This is a genomic window from Paenibacillus sp. FSL M8-0228 (assembly GCF_038007385.1).
GTDB lineage: Bacteria > Bacillota > Bacilli > Paenibacillales > Paenibacillaceae > Paenibacillus > Paenibacillus polymyxa_D.
Map to the genome: position 1 here is coordinate 1,745,144 of NZ_JBBOXA010000001.1, position 14,697 is coordinate 1,759,840.

Below are 14,697 nucleotides of genomic sequence, written 5' to 3' on the forward strand. Positions count from 1 at the left end.
AGATACATGGGCTCTATTTTACGCGTGGAGACAATAAAGCTTCAATGGATCATGGTTTGGATTCTCATTATATTGGATGCGATCATAAATTCTTTAATGGGAGTCCTGGAACTGAATGATTTGAAGCAGTTTTTTTCACCCAGTTGGTTAACTTTATATACTTATTCAGCGCAATTTCACTCTATGTTTTTTTATCCGCTCTATTGTGGAATTATTGCTTCTCTTTTGTGTGCGTACGAGCACCGGGATGGAGGATGGAAGATTTTATTGAGCAGCCCGTATCCTCGTCAGCAAATTTATTATGCAAAATATATATTGCTCATTCTCATACTGGGTCTGGATCAGCTTATATTTATAGTAGGCTATTTTGTAAGTGGAAATATAGCAGGTGCTCCAGGAGAAATCCCTTGGTCTGTCGTTCTTTCTACCGGTTTGGGAGGTTGGCTCGGGATTTTTCCCCTGGCAGCACTACAGCTTATGCTCTCGATAAAAATTCGGAATTTTGGAGCTTCTCTGGGAATGTCCATTTGTTGTGTGGTTCCTAATATTGTCATAACAGGCTTTCACTCTTCCATAGGTGCGTGGTTTCCTTTTACGATTCCTTATTATATTATGATGCCGCAAACAGCGACTTATGCACCCAGAGTTGAGCCTTATAGTCTCGGACTGATTGTCATTTTTACGTTTTTAGCCTATCTGTATGGTGGAAGAAAGATGTTTGTGAATAGGGACTGGTTGTAGTTAGGATAGCATGAGGATGTAATCCATAAGCGATCCTTTCAGTCGACAAGTTAATTGAAATAAACAATGATTACAAAAATAACGACAAAATCTTGCGGAAAAATTGCGTTGTTTACTTTCAAATCAGATAGTAATATATAGAAGAAAGAGCACTTCTTTTGGAAAAAATGTGAAAATAAAAAAGTTTTAAATAATATTATAGGATACTTATAAGGGGTTGGTATATTGGATTATATATTGAATTGTAATAATGTTACAAAGAAGTATGGTAGTAAAAAAGCTCTTGACTCATTAACTCTTTCAATAAAGCCTGGAACTATCTTAGGACTTCTTGGTCCCAATGGAGCAGGGAAAACGACATTAATGAAACTCATCGTATCTCTGCTGAGGGATTATAGAGGTGAGATTCGTATTAAAGGTTTGAAACCTAGTGTTGAAACGAAGAAGATCGTTTCTTATTTGCCTGACAGAGAATTTCTTTACCAGTGGATGACCATCGAGCAAGCTATTGCTTTTTTTGAACATTCTTTTGTCGATTTTAACCGAGGTTTAGCATACAAAATGGTGAAATCATTGGGTTTGGATATAAACGACAAAATTAAATCTTTATCTAAAGGAATGCAGGAAAGATTAAGTATTTCCTTGGCTTTTGCAAGGAAAGCAACGCTGTATATTTTGGATGAACCTTTGGCGGCTGTGGATCCTTCTACACGGGATAAGATTATACAAATTATACTTGATAACTTTGATCCTACTAGTGCGGTTATTATAAGTACTCATTTAATTAATGATGTTGAAAAATTGTTTACTGATGTAGCATTTGTGAATGACGGAAAGGTACTGCTACAAGGAAATGTAAAAGATATAAGAGACGAATATGAACAGTCTATAGAGGAAATATTCAAGTCTATGATCTAAGATGAGGAGGATTAATTTTGCGAGTTTCATCTTACAACGAATATTTGCTATTAAATGATTCTGATGAGGAAAGTTATTTAATTTATAACAGCTTATCGAATGGATTCGGTGAAATACATAAGGGTTTGTATAATGCCTTAATTCAAAAAGATATGGACTATCTTGAACATTGTGCAGAGAAAGAACAATTACTTCAAGGTCAGTTCCTATATGTAGGGCCTATAAAAGAACTAGACCAGATGGAGGAACAGTTCAAAATAGTTAGACATCAGAATGAGACCTTGAATTTAACTATTTTGCCTACATTTAGCTGTAATTTTAGATGTTCTTATTGTTTTGAAAATTTGACTTCTAAATCAGGAAAGAGAGCTTTTTCGCAAAAAATACAGAATGAAATTCTGACTTATATAGAAAAGTCGGTTGAAGAATTACATTTTAAACGTATTATTGTGAATTGGACAGGAGGTGAACCATTACTTGAATTTAAAAATATAACCAGTCTTATGGAGCGTATAAACTTTATCGCTAATAAAAATAAAATATCCATTGATCATTTTATGGTAAGCAATGGATATTTACTTACATCTGACCGGGCTAAGAAATTGAAAGAATTAGGTGTTAAAAGGATCCAAATTACAATAGATGGTTCAAAAAAAAGCCACGATCAAAGAAGAATATTAGCTAATAAAGAGGGCACTTTTGATAAAATTATAGAAAATATTAATAAATCATGTGAATTTATCCATATTACGATTAGAACAAATGTGGATTTGGATAATATTCATTTTATGAATGAGTATATTGAATATATGGGAAGGCAACTTTTCAAAGACAAGGTAAGTATTTATTTTTCAGCAACTACTGAATATAGCGCAGGGGGATGTGTTAGCAACAGCAGTTGTTATGCGAATAAAGATTTTTCAAAGGTAATTATAAAATTATACGAATGCGCATTAGAAAAAGGATTGAATATATCTTACTATCCTCAGTATGAACCGGTTGCTTGCGCTGCAATCGCAGCTAACTCTATGGTCATTCAGCCAGATGGAGGCATTCAGAAGTGCTGGAATACGGTTGGAAATAAGAACTATTTAATTGGACATATTAGCGAAAACTTTAGTATTGAACAACTTAATTCTAACAAATGGATAGATTATTCTCCTTACAAATTCGAAAAATGTAGGGGTTGTAATGTTTTACCTTTATGTGGTGGAGGATGCGCTCAGCAAGCATTTGAAAGTGAAGAAAAGCAGCCTGTTTGTAGAGAATTTAAATATAATTTAGAGGAAATGCTTGCGTTTAACTTTCGTCATCAATAAATCTAGGGAATTTAACTATAACTATTAATATATTTGAAAGGAGGTGAGTTGAATGCGGTGGATTGTAAAACCTCAAAAAGTAATGAACAATGTAACTCCTGCATTTTGTCTTGTAGATAACAAAAATTCTTGTGTCTTGTATGTTTAAACAAAATATTCTGGAATTACCGCCTGTTTTTTACTAAACAGGCGGCTATTTCATTGAAAAGGGGCCTAATATGTTATTTTCTCATATATTTAAAGTAGAAGTTAAAAGACATTTTATGGTGTTTGCTATTCTTACGATCTTAAGCGGTATATTTAGTCTTCATTTTTTAATTAATAATCATCAACAATTAGCATTCTCTTATCTACTAATCAATATGGTTATAGGGATATTGATACCCATTTACATATTTATGGACTTTTACAATGAGTTTTTTATAGGAAAAATGACACTTAATCATATGCTACCACTCAAAACATCAAGTCTATTCTTTATTAAATCAGTAGTGTTTTTAATTGGTATTATGGTTGTGTGGGGGGCAACTCTCATAGAGATTTTTCTTAATCCGCAAGGGCTATACTTAACACGCATTGTGCAGTCAACTAGTCCTTCCGAAGGTATTATATATTTATTTTGCTCAAAGTTTTTTGGAATGTTAAGTGGGCTTTCATTAATGGGGTTTGCAATCTCTTTAGCAAAATGGTTGAGTAAAAAGGTAGCGACAGGTCACCTATTGATTGCCTTTATTTTTATTGCAGTTATCGGCTTTCAATTTGCTTTAATAATAAAAGGATCTTGGCATTGGAGCATTGGAACATCATCACTAGAATCGTTTAAACAGTACGCCAATATGCTTACAATAAGTACCTTTTCCAATCGATCAACCTTTCCCGACATTAAAGAAACAATTCATTGGGATACAGTTGTAATAAATGTAATTGTTACAATAATTTCAGGAAGTTTTGCAGCTTTATTATTTAATTCAAAAAGGTACGAAATTTATGGTAAATAAATTGGCTTACATTCAGTGAGCCTTTATTTTAGTTCTAGGAGGCAAGGGGATGAGCGATATAAATACCATTGTAATCATAGAAAATCAATTGGCTTGGCAAAACAAACTCAAAGTATGGATTGAGCCGGAAAAGGACATGTATGCATTATTTTTTAAATCGTATACTGATTTTATTGAAAAAGGTATATTTGAGGATTACCAACTATTAATTTGTGATATAGAATTAATCAGTTTGGATGAACAGGAGCCCATATACAGAAGAGATCGGCCAATAATAACAAGCATTTCAAACCATAAGTCTCCCAAAATAAAGCAGTTAATGAAACTTGGCATCTCAGGCATTGTGTATAAGACAGCTACATCGGCACAATTGTTGCGGACCATTAGTAATGCTTTGGATGGATTGGCCACGTTACCAATGGAATTATTTCAAAGCTTACATACCATTCCAGAATATGATGATATATTAATCAGTCCTAAGGAACTCTCAATTCTAGAAGGGTTAGCACTAGGAAAAAGCAACAAAGAGCTAGCAACCCTTTTATATGTTAGCCAGAGGACAGTAGAATATCATTTGACACATATATTTAGTAAATTCAATGTTCATACAAGAACTGAGGCCGTAATGGCGGCTAAGTCTAAAGGAATAATTCATGTGTGAATACCTTTTTCTGGAGGAAAGAAAATGACTTTATTTCTATTTAAATATAAATATAGGTTTTTTGTAGTCATTTTTATGATCAGTCTCGCTAGTTTGCTCGATATTTATCTAGCCTTTATATTCAAAAGTTTAATAGATACCGCCACATCGCAGGGGGAAAAGCAGTTTATTGAAATTTCCTTAATTGCAATAGGCTTCATTATAATTAACTCTCTCGTAAAAATGTTTTCCAATTTATCGCAATCTTCTTATCTCTGTAAGACGGTGTTGTTTTTAAAAGAGATTGTTTTCCAACATATTCTATATAAAGACCATTCTCAGTTTACTTCAAACCATAGTGCAAAGTACATTTCGATCATGAATAATGATATTAAAATGATTGAGGATGATTACTTAAAAAATATATTTTCTTTGACCAGTACAGGAGTTTCGTTTTTGGCGGCTCTTTTTGCTATGTTTGTTTTGAGTCCTAATATTGTTGTTATATTACTTTTACTTACACTAATATCTATTTTAATTCCACGTATTTTTGAAAAAAAAATCCGAGCTAGAAAACGAAATATTGCAGATGCTTTAGAAAAATTTACGATAAAAATAAATGATGTTTTTTCTGGATTTGCTGTTATTAAAAGCTATGGAGTAGAGCAACATGTGGAGCAGCAATTTCGTTTGAATAATACTGTCGTTGAAAATAATAAGTATTTATTTTTTAAATTAAATGCTTATGTAAGCTCATTGAGCGATGTATTTGGCGGAGTAATGTTTATCTCTGTATTTCTTGTTGGCAGTTTTTTATCCATTCGAGGAGCTATCACACTAGGTACTATGATCGCTTGTGTACAGTTGACTAATAAAGTTGTCAATCCAGTATATATGAGTATTCAATACATAACTCAAATTAGGGCATTGCGTGATATTTCGGCTAAAATATTAGAAATTTTACACGAAGATCAGGATGGTAACCAATATATAAAAAAAACATCAATAGAACACTCAGTTCGTTTTACAAATGTGAGCTTTGGTTATGCCCGAAATCACCTAAATTTACATGATATTAATATGGTTTTGAATAAAGGGGGAAAATATGCCCTTGTAGGGCCTAGCGGGTCTGGAAAGTCTACTTTGCTTAAGCTCCTAATGAAACAATATGATGATTATGATGGAATTATTTATGTAGATGATTTGGATTTAAAGTTCATATCTGCTGAGGATTGGTGTCGGTTAGAATCGGTTGTGCAGCAAGACGTTTTTTTATTCGATGGCAGTATTAAAGAAAATATTACAATGTATCAATCGTTCCAAGATGAGATTCTTTCCAATGTGATAAGTGCCTCTGGGCTTAATAAACTTATCGATAAATTGCCTTATGGTTTGGACACACAGATTGGTGAAAAAGGAGGGAGGCTATCAGGGGGAGAAAAACAAAGAATTGCGATTGCCAGAACCTTAATTAGGCAAACACCGTTATTACTCCTTGATGAAGCAACTTCATCTTTGGATAGTGAAACGGCGAATGCCATTGAAGAGGTGATATTAGGTCTCGAAACTATTACATGTTTGGTAGTAACGCATCGTTTGTCTAAAGCTGCATTGCAGAAATATGATAAGATATTTGTTATGTCAGATGGAAGAGTAGTAGAAGAAGGTTCCTTTGATTATTTAATAGAGAATAAAGGTTATTTTTATCATTTATATAAATTTGTAAATGATTCTTCAATAAATCAGACACAACCTATATATACTTGATTTCACGATTTAACTATAGTTAGTTCTACACCCTTTTTTGATCTACCCCATCCATAAAAGTCGAACTACAGCCATACTCACAATACCGACAACGACGGTAGCCAGCAGGTTTTTGCTCCACAAGGCGGTCACTAGCGTTGGAAAGACAGCCATAAGCACTTGCCCATTAAAAGTGACGGAGGTCTCGGTTCGGACGAGCAGATTTTCCATCACGAGTGCAGTGAAAATACAAATAGGAATATAGGAAAGCCATTGTAGCACTGGCTTGGGTAGCGCCAGCCTTTGCAGCACGACAAAGGGAATGATCCTTGGGATCGCCGTGACAATCATGGCACCGATAATGATATACAGGACATGGGGATTAATGTTCATTTGTCGGTTAACACTCCAATCGTTGCGGTGATCATGGTCGCTACAATGACAGCAATATGTGACGGCACCCACCAGGACAAAAGGTACATCAGAACAGCCATACATAGCACAAGCAGCAGACGATGCTTGAGTTTGGAGGTATGGACACTTTGGAGCTGGGAAATGAGTAGGGCAAGAAACATCGCAGGCAAGGCAAAATCCAGACCAAAAACCTCCGGTCGGGAAATCCAGTTTCCGAGAATCCCTCCTGCCACACAGGATGCAATCCAGGCGAGATAAGCTGTAATATTAAGCCCGTTCATCCAACGGTCACTGACCTGTCCGCCTTTAGCCAATTTATCAGACGCTACCCCAAAGGATTCGTCCGTCAAAAGAACGCCGATACCTATGTTTTTCCATAGTGAATATTTAGAAAAGTAAGGAGCCAGCGACGCACTTAACAGCAGGTGGCGGGCATTTACAATGAATGTCGTTAAAATAATGACGGATGGAGGACTGGCTACAGCCAGCATTGAGCACATAATAAACTGGGAGGCTCCTGCATATACAAGCGCCGACATCAGGGCAATTTCCATGGTGCTAACCCCTGACGAAGCGCCCACAATCCCTGCCGCGAACCCAATGCATACATAACCAAGCAATGTAGGAATGCAATCTTTAACCCCTTGTAAAAAGCTGAGTGAATCGTGCTTCGTTCCGCTCAACTCCGAAGCTATGGACATTTTAACCTTACCCCCAGTGTATAAATTTTATAATAGTATATAACGGAAGTTATGAAGTATCAATATATTATACAATTGTATGTTATATTGAATAATCCTTAAAAAGCTGTTTGATTTACTATGACAACCCAAAGAAGACTATGTATTTACCAAAAAGCTTCGCTCGTGTTCCGGTTGCAGACGATTTGGCAGCAGCCAGTATCCAAAAGCGGTGTTCAAATCGGATGTGTTCATACAAGGACTGTTTTGGCTGAATGGGGAGTTCGTAAAAAAAGGGCGTCCCAGTCAGTTCATGACTTATGGGACAACCCTAAGATGGTGACTTATATAAGCTCCTGCCGTTTTTTCAGATATCTGTAGAGAATAATTCCCGAGACCGCGCAGATGGCTGCGCATAGACCGATAACTCCATATCCCGCCTGAAGCCCGCGCAGCATGCCAAGCTCAGTAGTTGCGCCGTAGACTATCTTGACCCCTTCGATTACCCAGCCGATCACATAGTTGCCAATGACACTACCTATACCCATCAGCGTGACGACGAACGTAATAGCTGTATCACTGTCCTTCGGATATCTCCGTGCTATGAACGCCATCACGGTCGGATAGATCATTGCAATGCCTGCACCCGATACGGCAAAGAGAAACGCCAGTCTCTCCCCACCCGCGATTGCTGCGAACGTACATATCGCTGAGAAGGCGGAGAATAGAATCGTCGAAAGCACAAACCCCATCCGGTCAGTGAGCGGACCAAGCAACAGGCGCCCCAACGAGAAGGTAAGAAAGAACGCTGAGAGCATGCTGGACGCCTTCACCGTACTCCATGAATACGCTTTCTCTAAGAAGTTGACTAGCCAGCCCCCAACTGCGAGCTCAGAGACTACCCCAAACGACAGGATCATTACCATCATCCAGAGTGCCGGATCGCGGGTTAGGGTCTTGAGTGAGGTCCGTTCCTCATGCTGCAGATCGTCTCCCGGGAAGGTGCTGAGCAGTGCGGCCACAATCGGCAGCAGGCAGAGCGACAACATAGCCAGATACATCCCCCGCCAGTCCAGCGTATGTCCAAATACCGTCAGTGACATGACTCCCGTCGCCAGCAAAGGGGCGACTGTTGAGCTGAGCCCATAGAAAAAGTGGGACAAATTCATCATCGTGCCGGTATTTTTCACAAAAATCCTCGCCCCCAAAATGGCGAGCGCAATCTCCAGCATGCCGTTCCCAATATACATCAAGAAGTAAGACGAGGCGAAGAAAGGATACGTGTGCGACAGATAGATGAACACTCCCGAGATGATCATGGAAGCAAAGGAAATGATGCTGACCGCCTTGATTCCCCACTTACGGACAAGAACGGCGGTGAACGAGCAGGCAATCAAATAACCAAGTGCGTTTAGAGACAACAATGTTCCGAGCTGCTGTTCATCCAGATTGAAGTCGAATTGAATGCGTGGAATAGCAGGGCCTTTAATATTTTCCGAGATGCCAAATACAATAAAGCCAATAAAAATTGTCGCCAGCTGCATCGTGTACATGTAACGGGACTTGCGGGTTTGCGGATTCAATTTAGTCCCTCCTAGATAGTCAACGTTGGTTTTCTCACCTGTTGGGTGTTCAGGGACGGAAAAGTTGTAGGATAGCAACCCTCCTTCAGGATATTACAATAGTTTTCAAAAACGTTTTAATAAGTGAAGTTTAAGGACATTTATATTCAATGTCAAATGTTTTTATTGGCATGTTGAAGTTAACGAGGAACCTGACCATATTACAGTAAATTATAGCATGCCTACTTCCCGTTTAAGCCTTGTATATACCTTGATCGGCTTCTATATATAGCGAACACACAGTCTTTTGTGTATTCTTCTTATATAGACTTTTGGATACAAGGAGGCATCGTCCGTGGATTCAATGCAGTATATTATTGGCTCTAATTTGGCTCAAATCAGGAAGACTAGAGGATTAAGTTTGGATAAGGTGGCTGAACTGACAGGGGTCAGCAAAGGGATGCTGGCTCAGATTGAGAAGGGGAAATCCAATCCTACGGTAACAACCCTTTGGAAAATTGCGAACGGTTTGCACGTATCCTTCTCCACCTTTCTTAAAGAAGACCCGCCGCAAATCACGAAGATTCGAAGGGAAGACCTGCATCCGGTTATTGATGAGGACGGTAACTATTTTGTTTACCCTGTATTCCCGTATCACGCGGAAAAGAAGTTTGAGGTGTTCACGGTAAGTCTGAAGCCAGGCTTTACACACCAGGCAGAGAAGCATCTGGGAGAGGAAACGATTCTCATGATCCGTGGGGAAATGTACTTTGAGATGCAGGGGCAACAGCTCAAGCTGAGTGCAGGGGATGCCGTGCAATTTCAAGTATCTGACATACATACCTACCGTAATGATTCGGATGAGGATGCCGATTTTTATGTATTGATTTATTATGCGGATTAGTGGGATGATTAGCATAGTCTAAAACAGGCTTCCACATCAGGATTTTGCAAAATCCTGAGATATAAAAGAGAGCAACGAGGAAAAGAGAGGAAAGAACCCATGGAAAGCAAGTACATCCGAGAAACCTACTGCTTTAAGACATCCCGAGTATTTCCCAACGATATCAACAATCATAACACGCTCTTCGGCGGCCGATTGATGTCGTATATCGACGATATCGCATCTATTGCAGCTGCTAAGCTGTGTCGTACGAACACAGTTACAGCCTCAACGGATTCGGTGGATTTTTTGCTACCTATCCATCCGAGTGATTCTGTCACGCTAGAAGCGTTCGTAACCTGGACAGGCCGTAGCTCGATGGAGGTGTTCGTAAAGGTAATTCGTGAAGGACTAATGACTGGCGACCGAAAAATCGCAGCCACCGCCTTCCTGACCTTTGTGGCATTGGACGAGAACAACCGTAAAGTGACCGTGCCGCAGGTGATTCCAGAAACAGAAGAGCAGTTACAATTGCACCAGACGGCTCCATCACGCGCAGCCATACGGCGTCAGCGGAGGGAAGAAAGCAAGCAGCTGGCTAGTTTTCTGACAACAGATTATCCGTGGGAACTATAACGTACTAAAGATTATCAATTTCATCGTTTTACGTAAAAAGGAGCCGTTATTTCCGTTAGCAGTCACCATGATCTGCTCGGAATACGGCTCCTTTTGAAAATAACTTGGGCTATTCTACTTTAACTACACGGAAATGCTGATTTGTCCCACCATTATCGCCCCATTGAATGGCTTTGGCTCCATCGGCGGTGGCGCCTTCAGAAATATCGATCAGCTTGCCAGTTGCCCGATTTTTCAGCTTGTAATAACCACCGGTTACGGATACTAATTGCCAGTGCTGACTGGACCAGCCTCCGTCGCTCCACTGCTCAATAACTGTACCATCCGTTGTAGTACCGCTTTCAACACCAATTAGCTTTCCGCTGTTGCGGTTCACAATTTTATAATATCCGCTGCCTGCATCTTTGAGTTGCCATTGTTGGCTTGCTGTTCCCGCATCTGCACGCTGTTCCAGGTCTGCGCCGTCCGTCGTTGCATTGCCAATAATGCTTAGTGGCTTATTGCTCTTGCGATTCACTAGCTGATAATAGGCATCCGGATCAATGGCAATTGGGGTCGTTATCCCCTCGACCACACCACTGGCGGTGTCAATATTAATGCTGTCGAACCAATCCATAGCTAATGAAGTCGCTGTTGGAAAACGCAGTGGCAACCATACATATTGAGAATCCTGCACAGGACCGCTCCACGCACCCGCCCAACGGTCGCCCAAATACAGGTATGAAGTTGTCTGGGCACCTTCAACAGGAATCACGTAAGCCGACTGTGAACCATAAGTCGTACCGTCCCCAAAGTTTATCGTATTACTCCAGGTTCCTTCAATGCTGGATGCGGTAGCATACTTGGCCTGATTGGGATTCCAGCCGGTCGCCCCTGATGTAATCAGGAAGTAGACGTCTCCTTTTTTGAACATCGCTGGAGCTTCACGATATTGTCCTGGCCAAAGTGTAGTCACTAGCGACTCAACTTGCAGAAAATCCGGTGTCAGACGATAAATGTTCAGATCCGCGTTTACCCGGGTAGCCGAAATAAGGTAAGCTGTACCGTTATCGTTGTATACGGTCATATCGCGCGAATCGTAATCCAGAGGACGGAAGCTACCCTGATATGTGTAATCGCCGTCCACCGTATCGGAGGAGGCGACAGCCACTCGGGCCTCGTTGTAATTAACCCCATTCTCCTTGTGCATCCATAATACGTATTTGCGTGTTTTTTCATTATAAATCACTTTCGGACGTTCAATATTCGAAACATTCAGCTCTACGGCGGAGCTGCTGGTCAGTACGTTTTTACGAAACTCCCAGTTTTTTAAATCAGAGGAACGGTAGGCGGATACCGCCTTGAACGTGCCGTTAGGATTACGATTTTCACCAAACCAATAATAGTAACCGTCTACTTTAATCATACCACCCCCATGGGCATGGACCACGTTTCCATCTGTATCTTTAAACTGAATGCCATTCACGACATTCGCTGAAGCGGCTGAAGCGATCTTTGGTGAAAACATCTGAAAAATGCTCAACGTCAGCAAAATAGAGAGCATAATACACAGCAAGCGGGCAAAATCATATTTCATTGTTTCGTCCTCCTCTGTATGCTTTATTTTAAAGCGCTTTCATTAATGGACTCTATAAAGTAGTTTTAATAGAGCTACTTATCCCAATTGTATCCATATTGAATTGAAAGTGCTAGAGTAGTATATTGACCATGTACACGGCACACGCCATCCATATCTAACAGACTTCCATCGAACGGTGAGTGTTACAAACTGGCTGATATTCATTAGGTATATAGGAGGCGACCATGAAAATATACGCGATTGATACGAGCAAGCCGGAAGCTGAGGAGCATTACGAATTACTGGTACCTCGGGTTTCACTAGAAAAGCAGCGTAAGTTAGATCGTTTTTTACATCGGGAAGATGCTTTGAGGGGCTTATATGCCGATGTACTGCTAAGATGGTTGGCCTGTCGGCAATTGAAGGTATCGAATGCCAGTCTTCAATTTACATACAATGCATTCGGTAAGCCTTCCTTAATAAATGCACCTGCATTCCATTTTAATGTTTCTCACTCGGGAAAATGGGTGGTATGCGCTATTGATGATCACCCGCTTGGAATCGACATTGAGCAGCTCCGTCCTATTGATTTTGAGGTAGGTAGGGTGTGCTTTTCGGACACAGAGTATGATGCGTTAATGCGTCAGGATGCAGACAGCCGCTTATCCTATTTTTACGATCTATGGACGCTTAAGGAAAGCTTTGTGAAGGCCGAGGGGCAGGGACTAACCCTACCGTTGAAGTCTTTTTCATTTGAGCTAAAGGCACAACCATTCATAGGCTTCACGACAGAGGGCTTTACCACCGAGTATTATCATTTTAAGCAGTATGGGCTGGATCAGGATTATAAAATGGCTGTCTGTGCAGCTCATGACCAATTTGCCGAGCAGGTGCAGCAGATAGATATAAATACACTACGCTTGGAAGTGGCAACACAGGCGTAATATGAAGTGGGTATGCGTATAGTTGAAAAAAGGAGATGAGTGGCGTTGACATTCGTTTTGTTCAAGCACGGCCGGTTGTATGGGGAGTGGGCTTCCAAAGGAGACTCCATCGTTGTACAGCAGGGTCGGATACAGGCCGTCGGATATGCTCGGGAGCTTGAATTGCAGTTGTCCGGTAAGGAATATGAAACCGTGGATTGGGAAGATGCCTATGTACTGCCAGGCTTAACCGATTCACATATGCATTTGTCTATGCATGGTATGAAGTTATCTATGCTCGATTTAACATCAGCTACCTCCAAGGGCGAGATGCTGGCTATGCTACGCAAACGGGTCGCTGTAACACCGCCGGGAGAGTGGATTTTAGGACTTAACTGGAACGAAAATGCTTTTATTCCTGTTGAAATTCCGGATATATCCGAGCTGGATGCCATTACAGATCAGCATCCGGTATATCTCACTCGTACGTGCTTTCATACGTTTTTGGCCAATTCAGAGGCATTTCGACGTGCGGGTATTAACGAGGACACCCCTGACCCGGCTTCGGGGGCCTATGGACGAGACGCAGATGGACGGTTGAACGGATTGGTTTATGAGGAAGCCTCCTTTGCCTTTACTAGCGTGCAGCCAGAACCGGATTATTCGGTTAAGAAGGATACGATTCGGCGGGCTTCTATGGATGCGTTAAGGCTTGGTTTGACTGCTGCACACACGGAAGATTTACGTTTTTTGGGCAGCGTGGAGACGATGCAGCGAATTTACAGGGAGCTGAGGGAAGAAGGTCTTCCTTTTCGCACACACCAGCTCATCTATCATCCATTTTTGGAAGAAGCGAAAATGCAAGGGCTGCGTGCAGGTACTGGAAATGAGTGGATTAAAATTGGTGCGATTAAAATGTTTGCCGATGGGGCTATTGGCGGAAGAACGGCATTATTGTCTGAACCCTATAGTGATGCTCCGCATACCTGCGGAATGGCGATTCAACCGCAGCCAGAGCTGAATCAGATGGTGGCAGCTGCCAGGGCCGCAGGCTTTCCAGTGGCTGTACATGCAATAGGGGATGGGGCAGCGCACATGATTTTGACAGCGATGGAGGCCCATGCGCTCACGGAGGAAAGCGGTTTGCCAGATCGCCTGATCCATGGACAGGTGCTTAGGGGGGATTTGGTCAAGAGAATGGCGAAGCTGCCGCTGATTGCGGACATCCAGCCCCGTTTTGTCGCAAGTGACTTCCCTTGGGTACTGGATCGGGTGGGGAAAGAGCGGACGGAATATTTATACGCCTGGAAAAAGCTGCTGGAAGCAGGTATTCCATGTGCTGGAGGTAGTGACGCGCCGATTGAGCCGTTAAACCCTTTTCTTGGTATTCACGCGGCAGTGACTCGTGCCAAACCGGAAGAAATGCATGAGGGCTATCTTCCCGCTGAAAAGCTGGATGTACATGAAGCCATTCGTTTGTTTACCACGGGAAGCGCAGTAGCAGCTGGTGAGGCTGATGAAAGAGGGACGATAGCTGAAGGGAAAGCCGCTGACTTTACAGTCATTGACCGTGATGTATCGGAAAGCCCGCAAGCTTTACTTGATGTTAAGGTACGGATGACCGTTGTAAACGGGAAAGTTGCATATCGGTCATAGGCCGATGCTAAGTATGTATGCCA

The 14,697-nt window shown here is 41.1% G+C and carries 14 protein-coding genes; 10 read left to right on the forward strand and 4 right to left on the reverse strand.

Annotated features, from left to right (window positions below):
- Nucleotides 1–6: 6 nt before the first annotated feature.
- From MKY98_RS08110 to MKY98_RS08135, 6 genes are all read left to right on the forward strand, one after another.
- On the forward strand, nucleotides 7–741 hold the full coding sequence (locus MKY98_RS08110; RefSeq protein ID WP_013309463.1) for an ABC transporter permease: 735 nt from the start codon (nucleotides 7–9) through the stop codon (nucleotides 739–741).
- 225 nt (nucleotides 742–966) lie between these two features.
- The gene (locus MKY98_RS08115; RefSeq protein WP_029516538.1) at nucleotides 967–1,659 is read left to right on the forward strand and encodes an ABC transporter ATP-binding protein; all 693 of its coding nucleotides are present in this window, start codon (nucleotides 967–969) and stop codon (nucleotides 1,657–1,659) included.
- Nucleotides 1,660–1,676: 17 nt separating this feature from the next.
- The gene (locus MKY98_RS08120) at nucleotides 1,677–2,978 is read left to right on the forward strand and encodes a radical SAM/SPASM domain-containing protein (RefSeq protein WP_069012802.1); all 1,302 of its coding nucleotides are present in this window, start codon (nucleotides 1,677–1,679) and stop codon (nucleotides 2,976–2,978) included.
- A 218-nt stretch (nucleotides 2,979–3,196) separates the two neighbouring features.
- Nucleotides 3,197–3,976 carry a hypothetical protein gene (locus tag MKY98_RS08125; RefSeq protein WP_069012801.1) on the forward strand — a complete coding sequence of 260 codons (780 nt, stop codon included), beginning with the start codon at nucleotides 3,197–3,199 and terminating at the stop codon, nucleotides 3,974–3,976.
- Between the two features lie 49 nt (nucleotides 3,977–4,025).
- Nucleotides 4,026–4,637, forward strand: coding sequence for a response regulator transcription factor (locus MKY98_RS08130; RefSeq protein WP_069012800.1), 612 nt, complete (start codon nucleotides 4,026–4,028; stop codon nucleotides 4,635–4,637).
- Nucleotides 4,638–4,661: 24 nt separating this feature from the next.
- Nucleotides 4,662–6,383 (forward strand): ABC transporter ATP-binding protein, encoded by a 1,722-nt coding sequence (locus tag MKY98_RS08135; RefSeq protein WP_069012799.1) that lies wholly within the window; start codon nucleotides 4,662–4,664, stop codon nucleotides 6,381–6,383.
- A gap of 42 nt (nucleotides 6,384–6,425) precedes the next feature.
- On the opposite strand, the gene MKY98_RS08140 is transcribed toward MKY98_RS08135, so the two are convergent.
- The 3 genes from MKY98_RS08140 to MKY98_RS08150 all read right to left on the reverse strand — a co-directional run bounded on the left by MKY98_RS08140 (nucleotide 6,426) and on the right by MKY98_RS08150 (nucleotide 9,039).
- The gene (locus MKY98_RS08140; RefSeq protein WP_029516541.1) at nucleotides 6,426–6,755 is read right to left on the reverse strand and encodes an AzlD domain-containing protein; all 330 of its coding nucleotides are present in this window, start codon (nucleotides 6,753–6,755) and stop codon (nucleotides 6,426–6,428) included.
- Entirely contained in the window at nucleotides 6,752–7,477 is a 726-nt protein-coding gene (locus MKY98_RS08145; RefSeq protein WP_069012798.1) for an AzlC family ABC transporter permease, read from the reverse strand. Before MKY98_RS08145 ends, MKY98_RS08140 begins: the two co-directional genes overlap by 4 nt.
- 323 nt (nucleotides 7,478–7,800) lie before the next feature.
- Nucleotides 7,801–9,039 (reverse strand): MFS transporter, encoded by a 1,239-nt coding sequence (locus tag MKY98_RS08150; RefSeq protein WP_029516543.1) that lies wholly within the window; start codon nucleotides 9,037–9,039, stop codon nucleotides 7,801–7,803.
- A 334-nt stretch (nucleotides 9,040–9,373) separates the two neighbouring features.
- On the opposite strand from MKY98_RS08150, the gene MKY98_RS08155 reads away from it, so the two are divergent.
- Both MKY98_RS08155 and MKY98_RS08160 read left to right on the forward strand, forming a co-directional pair.
- Nucleotides 9,374–9,922 (forward strand): helix-turn-helix domain-containing protein, encoded by a 549-nt coding sequence (locus MKY98_RS08155; RefSeq protein WP_029516544.1) that lies wholly within the window; start codon nucleotides 9,374–9,376, stop codon nucleotides 9,920–9,922.
- 99 nt (nucleotides 9,923–10,021) lie between these two features.
- On the forward strand, nucleotides 10,022–10,537 hold the full coding sequence (locus tag MKY98_RS08160) for an acyl-CoA thioesterase (RefSeq protein ID WP_013309488.1): 516 nt from the start codon (nucleotides 10,022–10,024) through the stop codon (nucleotides 10,535–10,537).
- A gap of 109 nt (nucleotides 10,538–10,646) precedes the next feature.
- Here MKY98_RS08160 and MKY98_RS08165 read toward each other — a convergent pair whose 3' ends face one another.
- Nucleotides 10,647–12,113, reverse strand: coding sequence for an RICIN domain-containing protein (locus MKY98_RS08165; RefSeq protein ID WP_069012797.1), 1,467 nt, complete (start codon nucleotides 12,111–12,113; stop codon nucleotides 10,647–10,649).
- A gap of 227 nt (nucleotides 12,114–12,340) precedes the next feature.
- Here MKY98_RS08165 and MKY98_RS08170 point away from each other — a divergent pair, with 227 nt between their 5' ends.
- Together MKY98_RS08170 and MKY98_RS08175 are read left to right on the forward strand one after the other, a co-directional pair.
- On the forward strand, nucleotides 12,341–13,039 hold the full coding sequence (locus MKY98_RS08170; RefSeq protein WP_069012796.1) for a 4'-phosphopantetheinyl transferase family protein: 699 nt from the start codon (nucleotides 12,341–12,343) through the stop codon (nucleotides 13,037–13,039).
- Between the two features lie 45 nt (nucleotides 13,040–13,084).
- Nucleotides 13,085–14,674, forward strand: a complete 1,590-nt coding sequence (locus tag MKY98_RS08175) for an amidohydrolase (RefSeq protein ID WP_069012795.1) — start codon at nucleotides 13,085–13,087, stop codon at nucleotides 14,672–14,674.
- The last annotated feature ends 23 nt before the right edge of the window (nucleotides 14,675–14,697 follow it).

Coding starts and splice junctions, on each gene's coding strand:
- MKY98_RS08140 (WP_029516541.1), bottom strand. CDS start 6,755: ATGAACATTAATCCCCATGTCCTGTATATCATTATCGGTGCCATGATT.
- MKY98_RS08165 (WP_069012797.1), bottom strand. CDS start 12,113: ATGAAATATGATTTTGCCCGCTTGCTGTGTATTATGCTCTCTATTTTG.
- MKY98_RS08110 (WP_013309463.1), top strand. CDS start 7: ATGGGCTCTATTTTACGCGTGGAGACAATAAAGCTTCAATGGATCATG.
- MKY98_RS08170 (WP_069012796.1), top strand. CDS start 12,341: ATGAAAATATACGCGATTGATACGAGCAAGCCGGAAGCTGAGGAGCAT.
- MKY98_RS08145 (WP_069012798.1), bottom strand. CDS start 7,477: ATGTCCATAGCTTCGGAGTTGAGCGGAACGAAGCACGATTCACTCAGC.
- MKY98_RS08160 (WP_013309488.1), top strand. CDS start 10,022: ATGGAAAGCAAGTACATCCGAGAAACCTACTGCTTTAAGACATCCCGA.
- MKY98_RS08130 (WP_069012800.1), top strand. CDS start 4,026: ATGAGCGATATAAATACCATTGTAATCATAGAAAATCAATTGGCTTGG.
- MKY98_RS08125 (WP_069012801.1), top strand. CDS start 3,197: ATGTTATTTTCTCATATATTTAAAGTAGAAGTTAAAAGACATTTTATG.
- MKY98_RS08135 (WP_069012799.1), top strand. CDS start 4,662: ATGACTTTATTTCTATTTAAATATAAATATAGGTTTTTTGTAGTCATT.